Source organism: Vibrio sp. 10N.247.311.14 (genome assembly GCF_041467715.1).
GTDB lineage: Bacteria > Pseudomonadota > Gammaproteobacteria > Enterobacterales > Vibrionaceae > Vibrio > Vibrio crassostreae_C.
Map to the genome: position 1 here is coordinate 1 of NZ_JBFSVE010000084.1, position 11,410 is coordinate 11,410.

Consider the following 11,410-nt stretch of genomic DNA (forward strand, 5'->3'; position numbering starts at 1 on the left):
AAACCGGCAACCGTTAATAGCGGTTCTAGGGTTCAAATCCCTATCCCTCCACCACCATTAGAAAGCCCGCTGAGAAATCAGCGGGCTTTTTTCTTATCTGCGATATACATAAATAAAAGGGGAAGGGCACTGACGTGCTCTTCCCTTTTTTGTATTTAAAACAATGACGACTAGTCCGCTAAATATTTCCCTTCTGCAACTTGCCAGAACGCTCGAATTAGAGGGTTATCTAGCTGTGCTCGCTTACAACATACGCCTAACTCAAATGGCTTGATAGGTTCTATCTTTAAGCGGCTAACTTTATCTCTTACTGGACTGTTGTTTATGACCACATCAGGTGCGATGCCAACTCCACATCCTAGTGCCACCATACTTACAATCGCCTCATGGCCAGAAACTTGCGCGTATATGTTGGGTTTTATCTTCATCTTTTTAAACCATGCATTGGCTCGTTCACGCGCTGTTCCTGCTTCTGGGATGATAAAGGGCACTTCATTCCAGTTTGGCTTATCGGATTGCAGTTGTTGGCTAAAGCTACTCACACCAGATGGAATGATGACTGACAGTGGAATATCGCTGATGGTTTCGAATTCTAACCTTGAAGGAAGGATGTCTGGCTTTGCTGAAATCGCGATATCCGCTTCATCGTTTAAGATCTTGTCGATGGATTGAGCTGGATCACCAGTAGAGAGCTTAAATTCAATATACGGATGAATAGCCCTAAATTCGGTTATGAGTTCAGGTAGGTGACTGTAGCTAGCCGTTACTGAACAAAATATACGGATCTCACCTTTAAGTTCTTGCTCTCCGCCCTTCAGGTGAAGGTTATATTGCTGCCACTCTCCCACGATGCTCAATGCTACAGGCAATAGGTGTTTTCCTGCTGGGGTAAGATCAACACTGCGGTTGTCTCTGATTAGCAGTTCTTGTCCTGTTTCCTCTTCAAGCTTTTGTATCTGACGGCTCAGCGCTGAAGGACTGACGTGCATAGCAGCAGCGGTTTTGCTGAAACTCTTGCTGTCGCATAAATGTATAAATAATTGTAGAGATTTTATGTTCATGTTCTGCGATCGTTTCCATGTTGCATTTATTGCAATAACTAATTGTGAATATATCACTTTCAGCAACGGAGTGTCTGTTTTAGTATGAAGTCATTCGATAGAGAGATATCGACCTTACGGACTTATTTTTAAAGGAGTGCCCTAGAATGGCTAACTATTTCAATACATTAAACCTTCGTGAACAACTAGACCAATTAGGTCGTTGCCGCTTTATGGATCGTGAAGAATTCGCGACAGAAGCTGAATACCTTGAAGGTAAGAAAATCGTAATTGTTGGTTGTGGTGCTCAAGGCCTAAACCAAGGTCTAAATATGCGTGATTCTGGTCTAGACGTATCTTACGCTCTACGCCAAGCGGCAATTGATGAAAAGCGTCAATCATTCAAAAATGCTGATGAAAACGGCTTTGTAGTGGGTAGCTACGAAACGCTAATCCCTCAAGCAGACCTAGTAATCAACCTTACTCCTGATAAGCAACACACAAACGTTGTTGAAACAGTAATGCCTCTAATGAAGCAAGGCGCTGCTCTTGGTTACTCTCACGGCTTCAACGTTGTGGAAGAAGGCATGCAATTACGTGCTGACCTTACTGTAGTAATGGTTGCACCTAAGTGTCCAGGCTCTGAAGTTCGCGAAGAGTACAAACGTGGCTTCGGTGTACCAACACTTATCGCTGTTCACCCAGAAAACGACCCTAAAGGCGAAGGTTGGGATATCGCTAAAGCTTGGGCTGCAGGTACTGGTGGTCACCGTGCAGGTTGCCTAGAGTCTTCTTTCGTAGCAGAAGTTAAATCTGACCTGATGGGTGAGCAAACTATCCTTTGTGGCATGCTACAAGCGGGTTCTATCGTATCTTACGAGAAGATGATTGCTGATGGCATCGAACCTGGCTACGCAGGCAAGCTTCTACAATACGGTTGGGAAACGATTACTGAAGCACTTAAGTTTGGTGGCGTAACTCACATGATGGATCGCCTATCTAACCCGGCTAAAGTTAAAGCGTTTGAGCTTTCTGAAGAGCTTAAAGACCTAATGCGTCCGCTTTACAACAAGCACATGGATGACATCATCTCTGGTCACTTCTCTAGCACAATGATGGCTGACTGGGCGAACGATGACGTGAACCTACTAGGCTGGCGTGAAGAGACAGGCGAAACTGCATTCGAAAACTACCCAGCTTCTGACGTAGAAATCTCAGAGCAAGAGTACTTCGACAACGGTATCCTAATGGTTGCTATGGTTCGTGCCGGTGTTGAGCTAGCATTCGAAGCTATGACGGCATCAGGCATCATTGATGAGTCTGCTTACTACGAATCTCTACATGAGCTTCCACTAATCGCAAACACAGTTGCTCGTAAGCGTCTTTACGAAATGAACGTTGTAATCTCTGATACTGCTGAGTACGGTAACTACCTATTCGCTAACGTAGCAACACCGCTCCTACGTGAGAAGTTCATGCCTTCAGTAGCAACGGACGTCATCGGCCGTGGTCTAGGTGAGACATCTAACCAAGTTGATAACGCTAAGCTAATTGAAGTAAACGAAGCTATCCGTAACCACCCTGTAGAATACATTGGTGAAGAGCTACGTAGCTACATGAGCGACATGAAGCGTATCGCTGTTGGCGGTTAATCTTCCAGTTCATCACTGAATAAAAATAGCCCTGAACATTTGTTCGGGGCTTTTTTATGCTTGCAACTATTTTACCGGTGAAGGCTTGATAGATTGAGGAAAAAATAAAGGCTTACCCGAAGGTAAGCCTTTATTCGAACTTGAACTGATTGAAAAAAAATGACTATTTGTCTGAAAGCTTTGCTTCTAGTTCAGCCAGTTTTTGTTCCATTTCAGTCAGCTTCTGGCGAGTGCGAAGCAGTACTTGTGTTTGAACATCAAACTCTTCACGGCTCACAACGTCTAGCTTGTTGAGTTGGCCTTGGATAACTTGGCGAACTTTTTGGTCTACGTCTGAACCAAGCTCTTTTACTGGTTGAGGCATAGAATCGTGGATCTGCTTAGCAATTTGCTCTAGTTTTTTTGGATCAAACATATCAATTAAAACTCCTGAATATTTATCACTATTCTATTTAATCACATCAAAGATGTCGCCTATGGCGTACAAAAAAAGGCCACCGAAGTAGCCTTTTTATTGTTAATACGACAGGGAAATTACTTATTGTTAGCTAATTCTCTGTGCGCCGCTTTTGCTTCATCAACACGGGCCAGCTTCTCGAGATCTTTATCTTCGAGGAAAACTGGAATTGGTTTATGTTTTTCGGCTAAGTAGCTATAAATAACCGGCAGAACAAACAGCGTAAACAGCGTACCAATCGCCAGACCAGCAACGATAACAATACCGATACTAAAGCGCTGAGCTGCACCTGCACCCGTGGCGTACATCAATGGGATCAGGCCTGCAATCATCGCCGCTGTTGTCATTAGGATTGGACGTAGACGTACCCTTGCCGCCTCCATAACCGCCTCTTTGCGTGATAATTTATTATGCAGCTGCTCTTCTTTTGCTACCTCACAGATCAAGATACCGTGCTTGGTAATCAGACCAACCAAGGTAATCAGCCCCACTTGCGAGTAGATGTTCATCGTCGCTGCGCCCCAAGCGAGCGCAATCAATGCACCACATATTGCGAGTGGCACCGACACCATGATAACCAATGGATCTTTTAACGACTCAAATTGAATCGCCAGAACCAAGAAGATGATCGCCAGTGCTAAACCGAACGTCACATACAGTGCGCTGCCTTCTGTTACAAACTGACGCGACTCACCCATGTAGTCATGGTTATAGCCTGCAGGTAATTTGGTTTGGGCAATGTTTTCAAACCAGTTTACCGCATCACCCATCGCCGCGCCCGGCATAGGAACCGCACCGACCGTCGCTGAGTTCAACTGGTTGAAGTGAGGAAGAGAGCGAGGCTCTGCCACCACATCAATTGTTACCAAGCTACCGAGAGGAACAGCATCACCATTGCTGGCTCGAACGTAGTAATGATTCATTGACTCTGGGTTTAAGCGGAACTTACGCTCAACCTGAGGGATCACTTCATAAGAACGACCGTTGAGGTCAATACGGTTAACGTAACCATCCGACATCATGGTGCTTAGGGTGACACCGATATCTTGCATCGTTACCCCATAAGCGCCCGCCATATCTTTATCAATTTGAATCTTCATCGTTGCTGAATCGTAGTTCAAATCAAGGTCAGAGTAGACAAAGAGAGGGCTATCTTTCACATCCGTTAAAATATCGGTTGCGATAGCGAATAAGCTCTCAAAGCTGCTTGGTGTGGTAATCACAAACTGGAGTGGTAGACCAGAACCGGCACCCGGCAACTCTGGCATTTGGAACGCGGTTACTGCCATGCCTGGGATATCTTGTAGCAATCCACTGATACGGTTCGTTACCTCAGATTGGCTAGCCGTGCGCTCACTCCATGGCACCATTGAGGCAATACCAAATGCTTGGTTTGAGTTTGGTACACCAGTGAAGGATTGAGCGTATTGGATTTCAGGCTGGGTCACCAAGATACCGCTCACGTCATCCATCGTGTTACTTAGGTAGTCTAGGTTAGCCGTTGATTGACCAGTACCAATCATCATCACCACCCCTTTATCTTCTGCAGGGGCAAGTTCACTTGGGATGAATTTAAACAGCATCGGCAAGCTTAAAAATACAATGACCGCAAAGCCAATGATAACCGGACGATGATCCATGATCGCATGCAGCATCTTAGAGTAACGGCCTGTCATACGATCAAGTACGCTGTGTACCTTCAGTTCAAACTTACTCGGCTGTGCATTTTCTTTTAGCAGCTTTGAACACATCATTGGAGACAGTGTTAAAGCGATGATTCCAGAAACAAATACCGCGCCAGCGAGGGTTAATGCGAACTCTTTAAACAGCGAGCCTGTGATACCACCCATCATTGCGATAGGGGCATAAACCGCGCCCAATGTCAGTGTCATTGCAATAACCGGTACTGCAATTTCACGGGTACCAATGATGGCAGCCCTGAAAGGAGATTCCCCCAATTTGACGTGTCGATCGACGTTTTCCAGTACTACGATTGCATCATCAACCACTAGACCGATTGCTAATACCATCGCCAGTAGCGTCATTAAGTTCCATGAGAAACCCATGACTTGCATCACCATCGCAACACCAACCAGCGATAAAGGGATGGTTACGATAGGAATGATAACCGCACGCAATGAGCCTAAGAATAGCGTGATAACCACTAATACAATCAGCGCGGCTTCAACAATCGTGTGTATAACCTCTTGAATGGATTCATTAATCGCAATGGTTGAGTCATACATGATATTCATGCTGATATTGCTTGGTAGGTTTCGCTCCAACTCAGGATACAGCTGCATAACATCAGCAGCAATGTTGATCGGGTTAGCACTTGGCGCTGCATTGATGGCGGTTACAACCGTTTGTTTGCCATTAGCACTTGCGCGAACCACATCGTGGCTTTTTTCTAGTGAAACCTTAGCAATATCACCTAAGCGAACAATAGAACCGCCATTTTGACTGGTTTTGACCACCAACCTTTCTAATTCATCGGTATTGGTTACTTGGGTATTGGCACTGCCGTTGTACAGCATAAACTCACCAATTGCTTGGCCAGTTGCTGATTGGTAGTTGTTTGCATTAAGCACCGTCATCACGTCAGTGGCTGTCAGGTTTAATGCTGCCATTTTGGAAGGATCAAGCCATACACGTAATGCGTATTTGATCCCGCCGTACAAGTCGACCTTTGATACGCCATTAACGGTAAACAGTTGTGGGTTAACCACTCGCTCAAGGTAGTCGGTAATTTGGCTTGCAGAGAGTTCATCACTCGTAAAACCAATGTAGAGTACCGCCGTTGTTGAACCGGTAGACATAGTTACGGTTGGATCTTCGGCTTCTTTAGGAAGCTGAGAACGTACCGAGTTAGTCTTGGCCAGTATGTCAGACAGCGCGGCATTCGGGTCGGTATTGAGCTTCATATTGACCGTAATAGTCGAGCTACCGAGTACGGACTGCGACGTCATATAATCAATATTATCGGCTTGAGCGATCGCTTGTTCTAATGGCTGAGTTATAAAGCCTTGGATCAGATCGGCACTGGCACCGTAATAGCTCGTCGTGACCGTCACGATCGTATTTGTCATGTCTGGGTATTCACGAACCTGCATTTTGAAGATTGCTTGGAAGCCAAGCAATGCGATCAAAAAGCTGATTGAAATAGCCAGAACTGGACGTTTAATAAAAACATCAGTAAAGCGCATGATTCCTCCAATTACAGCATTGGTGTTTCAGCTGGCGGCGTCGTTGCATCACTTTCTACAACTCGAACTTTAGCATTGTTACTTAAACGAACTTGACCCGTTGTCACGACAACATCGCCAGGCTCTACGCCTTCCAGTATGTGAGCAATACTTTCTGTACGTTCACCTACTTTCACCACTTGTTGTTTCACACGCTGCACACCATCTTCTTCACGTAAAATATAAACATTGTCACCGTAAAGTGTGAAAGTGATGGCCGTCTGAGGCAGTGTCACTTGGTTTGCTAGTTTAGGTAGAATGATGTTAGCGCGCGCAAACATACCGCTACGTAACTTACCATCGTTGTTTGGGATATCGGCTTGTACTTGGATAAGACCACTTTGGATGCTAACCGCAGGCTCAATGGCACTAATAGAACCTTTAAACGGTTTTTCTGGGTATGCATCAACGAAGATGTCGATCGCCTGACCAACCTCAATACGAGAGATGTCATTTTGAGAAATAGTGAAGCGTAGGCGCATAACACTGGTGTCTTCTAGGCGAACGATGTCAGTGCCAGATTGTAGGTATTGGCCTAGATACACATTACGAATACCGACAGTGCCGTCAAACGGAGCGCGGATCTCGCGACGGGCAATCGATGCTTTTAAGCTTTCAATGTCAGCAGATAGAGAGTAGTAGTTTGCCTCTGCTTCATCGTATGCTTCTTTTGAAATAGAGCCTTTCTTAAACAGGCCTTGGTAGCGTTTGTATTTTGCTTTTGCCGCAGGCAGTCGAGCTTCAGAACTCTTTAAGTTGGCTTTTTCTACGCCAGAATCAAGACGAACAAGAAGTTGGTCATTTTTAACGTCAGTTCCTGAACCAAAAGAGATTTGGTCAATAACACCGCTGGTTTCGTTCGCTAGTGTCACACCTTGGTTAGGTTCGATGAAGCCGATAGCTTCAATCACTGGCACCCAGTCGATCGGCTGAACTTCAGTTACCGTTACTGGAAACTCTGGTTCAGGGCGGTTGGCCATATACTCAGCAATTTTTTGTTGTTTGAACATGTTAAACCCAATAACGCTGCCGAAAAGTAGTACAGCGATGAGTAACATGAAGAAAGTCCACTTTTTCATTATGGTCAAAACTCCGATCTAGTGTTTAATTATTGCGTCCCAACTGGCTTCGATTGCAGATTCTAGTTCTGCCTCATCAAGTTGGTAAAATCCTAAAGAATGCTTGCGTGCTAGAGAAACACTAGCCGCCAAGCTCAATCCACCTAATACTTCATTGTTAAGTGGTTTAAACAATCCTTGTTCTTTCCCCTCATTAAATAGCAGCTCAACTTGGGCAAACATTTTACGTTCTAGTTCCCTGAAGTTTAGGCTATTTGTGATGGGTAGAGAGTCATACTGAACCCGATTTTTTATTGCGGCTAAATTCGTTCCTGCTAAGTTCCATATGTTCAACCACATAGTACGGTAGCGTTGTTTAATTGGATCCGAATCATTAACCCCTTGTTGAACAGCATCAGCTACTCTTTGAGTCACGAGCATTCGAACATCTTCTATCAAATGCTCTTTATCATCGAAGTAGCGATAGATAGTGCCTGCAGCCACTCCCGCTTCTTTGGCTAATTTTTGCATTGAAAGGCCTTGGAAACCGACCTCTGCAATTAGCTTTTCAGCTGCAGAAAGTATTTGCTGGCGTTTATCCCGAGGTGCATGAGTTGTCATATTTCAACCACCAATGAATGAACGTTCATTCATTATAGCCTAATAACCACACACATGTGCAACAAAGTTTTACATAATCAGCGTAAAAATCTTGTATAAGAGAACGTAGCATTCGTGCTGTTGCAGCATTATTATAGGCGCGCAATTGAATTCGCCCCTCTAGACCAAACTGAGAATCAAATGAAACTGAACCCAAGACAAGATGAAGCCGTGAAATATGTTTCGGGCCCCTGCTTAGTATTAGCGGGCGCTGGATCCGGTAAAACACGTGTTATCACCAATAAAATTGCTTATCTGGTTCAGGAATGTGGCTATAAGGCGCGTAATATTGCGGCGGTGACCTTTACTAATAAAGCGGCACGCGAGATGAAAGAGCGTGTGGGTCAAACTCTAGGTAAAGGTGAATCTAAAGGTCTGATCGTTTCAACGTTCCATACCATGGGTTTAACTATCATTCGCCGAGAATACAAAGCGCTGGGTCTGAAAGCAGGCTTCTCGCTGTTTGATGACCAAGACCAGTTAGCTCTACTTAAAGAACTAACCGAAACACAGATCGATGGTGATAAGGATCTGCTGCGTTCTTTGATGAGTACCATCTCAAATTGGAAGAATGACATGCTGACGCCAGATCAGGCGAAAGCACGTGCTCAAGGCGAACAAGAGCAGTTGTTTGCATTCTGTTTTGAGATGTATCAAAAACAAATGAAGGCCTATAACGCACTCGATTTTGATGATCTGATTGCGATGCCAGTATTGCTACTGAAAACCAATCAAGAAGTGCGTGAACGCTGGCAGTCTCGTATTCGTTATTTGCTGGTCGATGAATATCAAGATACCAACACTAGCCAATATGAGTTGGTTCGTTTACTGGTGGGTGAACGTGGTCGTTTGACGGTCGTAGGTGATGATGACCAATCTATTTACTCATGGCGTGGCGCAAAACCACAAAACTTGGTTTTGTTAGGTGAGGATTACCCGAACCTACGCTTGATCAAACTAGAGCAAAACTACCGCTCGACCAGTCGAATTTTGCGAGCAGCGAACATCTTGATCGCCAACAATCCGCACGTCTATGAGAAGTCACTGTTCTCTGAGATCCCAGATGGTGAAAAGCTCAAGGTATTAAATGCTAAGAATGAAGAGCATGAAGCAGAGCGTATTACCGGTGAGATCATCGCCCACAAGTTTTTGAATCGCACAGAATACAAAGATTACGCAGTGCTTTACCGCGGTAACCACCAATCTCGCTTGATTGAAAAAGCCTTGATGCAGAACCGTGTGCCTTACAAAATCTCAGGCGGTACATCCTTTTTCGCCAGAGCAGAAATTAAAGACATCATGGCTTACCTACGTGTGTTGGTGAACCCTGATGATGACAACGCCTTCCTGCGTATTGTAAACACACCACGTCGTGAGATTGGCCCAGTTACGCTTGAAAAATTAGGCAGCTACGCCAACATGCGCGGTAAAAGCCTGTTTGAAGCCAGCTTCGAAATGGGCTTAGAGCAAACGCTGACGGGCCGTGGTTTGGAAAACCTGCGTCGTTTCAGCGATTGGATTGTTCGTATCTCGGATAATGCAGAGCGTGGTAATACAGTTGAGGCGGTTCGCTCTTTGGTTCGTGACATCAACTACGAAGATTGGCTCTACGAAACCTCTCCAAGCCCGAAAGCCGCTGAAATGCGAATGAAAAACGTGTCTGATCTCTATAGCTGGATTGTGGCCGACCTCGAAGGTGACAACTATGATAAAGAAGAGAAGACGCTACGAGAGGTTGTTCAACGTTTAACTTTACGCGATATGATGGAGCGCGGGGAAGATAATGACGATGCAGACCAAGTTCAACTAATGACATTGCACGCTTCGAAAGGCCTAGAGTTTCCGTATGTATTCTTGATGGGGGCTGAAGAGGGCATCTTGCCACACCAAACCAGTGTTGATGAAGGTAATGTAGAAGAAGAGCGTCGTCTTATGTATGTAGGGATTACGCGAGCGCAGAAAGAGCTGACTTTTACTAAGTGTCGAGAACGTCGTCAGTATGGTGAATTGATTAAGCCAACACAAAGCCGCTTCCTTGACGAGTTGCCGCATGAGGATGTGGAGTGGGAAAGCGTTAAGAAACCACAATCCGCTGAAGAAAGAATGGAAAAAGGACAGGCACACATTGCTAATATTCGTGCGATGTTCAACAAAAAGTAGCGTCTGGTTCTGAAAGCATTAAATAGAGATAAATAAAAAGGTGACCATAGGGTCACCTTTTTTGAATCTGGCATTTTTAATTACAGATCGGTAAATTACAGACCAGCAATCATGTGCTCGATAGCATCTTTGATTTCGTCGTCTGAACAGTCCATACATGAACCTTTCGCTGGCATTGCATTAAAGCCGTTGATTGCGTGGTTAGCTAGGATATCGCGACCTTGAGCAATACGAGGCCCCCAATCACCAGCATCACCTGTTTTAGGTGCGCCACTTACGCCAGATGCGTGACAAGCGATACAAAAGGTACCGTAAACTGTTGCGCCATCACGAGGGCCTGTTGGTTCTGCGACTACTGGTTCGCTGCCGACTAGGTAAACTTGACCAACTGGTTTGATGCGTTCAGCAATTGCATCTTGCTCTGCTTCGCTAAGGCCTGAAGCCATTGCGCCAGTTGAAAAGGTTAAAACTGCGATGACAACGCTTAAAATTCGACGAGACATATCCATTAAACTCACTTTACATTCCCAAGGTAAGTACGTGCTTACCAATTTATAGTGTTGGAGGGTGTTTTGGCTTCACCAGCAAAGAGCAACTGTTAAACCAATGTAAATAATGGGTGATTATATCCCGATAAGTTGTTGCAATAAACAACAACTTATAAGCTGTGGCGGGTTGTAGTACTCAAATAAGGGGTTTATCACATATTAACTGTCGAAAAAGAGACCAAACAGAAAAAAAAGTTAAAAAAGTACTAGACGGCATTGGGTGATATACGTATTATTCCACTCCGCCGACAGGGCATGCGCCTGTAGCTCAGCTGGATAGAGCGTTGGCCTCCGGAGCCAAAGGCCGAAGGTTCGAATCCTTTCAGGCGCGCCATCCGGTCTCTTACTTCGGTAAGTGAGAAATTGGCAAAAAAGAAATAATGGTGGCTATAGCTCAGTTGGTAGAGCCCTGGATTGTGATTCCGGTGGTCGCGAGTTCGAATCTCGTTAGCCACCCCATTCTTTCTTTACAAAATATCGGTAGCTTCGGCTTCCAGTGTTGATTCATTATTCCCAAGAGTCGATACAAAATTAGTCGGTGAATAGCGCAGCTTGGTAGCGCATCTGGTTTGGGACCAGAGGGTCGGGGG

At 45.0% G+C, this 11,410-nt stretch carries 8 protein-coding genes and 2 tRNA genes; 4 read left to right on the forward strand and 6 right to left on the reverse strand.

All coding sequences use genetic code 11. From position 1 onward, the window contains the following. Positions 1-170: 170 nt before the first annotated feature. Entirely contained in the window at positions 171-1,061 is an 891-nt protein-coding gene (gene ilvY / locus AB6F11_RS20960; protein WP_017061966.1) for an HTH-type transcriptional activator IlvY, read from the reverse strand. A gap of 146 nt (positions 1,062-1,207) precedes the next feature. Here ilvY and ilvC point away from each other — a divergent pair, with 146 nt between their 5' ends. Continuing rightward, the gene (gene ilvC, locus AB6F11_RS20965) at positions 1,208-2,692 is read left to right on the forward strand and encodes a ketol-acid reductoisomerase (RefSeq protein ID WP_017061965.1); all 1,485 of its coding nucleotides are present in this window, start codon (positions 1,208-1,210) and stop codon (positions 2,690-2,692) included. A gap of 163 nt (positions 2,693-2,855) precedes the next feature. On the opposite strand, the gene ubiK is transcribed toward ilvC, so the two are convergent. The 4 genes from ubiK to AB6F11_RS20985 form a co-directional block, all read right to left on the reverse strand. Then, entirely contained in the window at positions 2,856-3,107 is a 252-nt protein-coding gene (gene ubiK, locus AB6F11_RS20970; RefSeq protein WP_017061964.1) for a ubiquinone biosynthesis accessory factor UbiK, read from the reverse strand. 119 nt (positions 3,108-3,226) lie between these two features. Next, complete coding sequence (locus AB6F11_RS20975; RefSeq protein WP_017061963.1) at positions 3,227-6,355, reverse strand: multidrug efflux RND transporter permease subunit; 3,129 nt, start codon at positions 6,353-6,355, stop codon at positions 3,227-3,229. Between the two features lie 11 nt (positions 6,356-6,366). Further along, positions 6,367-7,473, reverse strand: coding sequence for an efflux RND transporter periplasmic adaptor subunit (locus tag AB6F11_RS20980; protein ID WP_102394327.1), 1,107 nt, complete (start codon positions 7,471-7,473; stop codon positions 6,367-6,369). Between the two features lie 18 nt (positions 7,474-7,491). Further along, positions 7,492-8,073, reverse strand: a complete 582-nt coding sequence (locus tag AB6F11_RS20985; RefSeq protein WP_017061961.1) for a TetR/AcrR family transcriptional regulator — start codon at positions 8,071-8,073, stop codon at positions 7,492-7,494. Positions 8,074-8,253: 180 nt separating this feature from the next. Between AB6F11_RS20985 and rep the strand changes: the two genes are divergently transcribed. Next, positions 8,254-10,272 (forward strand): DNA helicase Rep, encoded by a 2,019-nt coding sequence (gene rep / locus AB6F11_RS20990; protein WP_102394326.1) that lies wholly within the window; start codon positions 8,254-8,256, stop codon positions 10,270-10,272. 95 nt (positions 10,273-10,367) lie between these two features. Here rep and AB6F11_RS20995 read toward each other — a convergent pair whose 3' ends face one another. After that, a complete protein-coding gene (locus AB6F11_RS20995; RefSeq protein ID WP_004735792.1) occupies positions 10,368-10,781 on the reverse strand; it encodes a cytochrome c5 family protein in 414 nt (137 codons plus the stop codon). Positions 10,782-11,077: 296 nt separating this feature from the next. Here AB6F11_RS20995 and AB6F11_RS21000 point away from each other — a divergent pair. Both AB6F11_RS21000 and AB6F11_RS21005 read left to right on the forward strand, forming a co-directional pair. After that, a tRNA-Arg gene (locus AB6F11_RS21000) sits at positions 11,078-11,154 on the forward strand. A 49-nt stretch (positions 11,155-11,203) separates the two neighbouring features. Next, positions 11,204-11,279, forward strand: a tRNA-His gene (locus AB6F11_RS21005). The last annotated feature ends 131 nt before the right edge of the window (positions 11,280-11,410 follow it).

Coding starts and splice junctions, on each gene's coding strand:
- ilvC (WP_017061965.1), top strand. CDS start 1,208: ATGGCTAACTATTTCAATACATTAAACCTTCGTGAACAACTAGACCAA.
- AB6F11_RS20985 (WP_017061961.1), bottom strand. CDS start 8,073: ATGACAACTCATGCACCTCGGGATAAACGCCAGCAAATACTTTCTGCA.
- AB6F11_RS20975 (WP_017061963.1), bottom strand. CDS start 6,355: ATGCGCTTTACTGATGTTTTTATTAAACGTCCAGTTCTGGCTATTTCA.
- AB6F11_RS20980 (WP_102394327.1), bottom strand. CDS start 7,473: ATGAAAAAGTGGACTTTCTTCATGTTACTCATCGCTGTACTACTTTTC.
- AB6F11_RS20995 (WP_004735792.1), bottom strand. CDS start 10,781: ATGGATATGTCTCGTCGAATTTTAAGCGTTGTCATCGCAGTTTTAACC.
- ubiK (WP_017061964.1), bottom strand. CDS start 3,107: ATGTTTGATCCAAAAAAACTAGAGCAAATTGCTAAGCAGATCCACGAT.
- ilvY (WP_017061966.1), bottom strand. CDS start 1,061: ATGAACATAAAATCTCTACAATTATTTATACATTTATGCGACAGCAAG.
- rep (WP_102394326.1), top strand. CDS start 8,254: ATGAAACTGAACCCAAGACAAGATGAAGCCGTGAAATATGTTTCGGGC.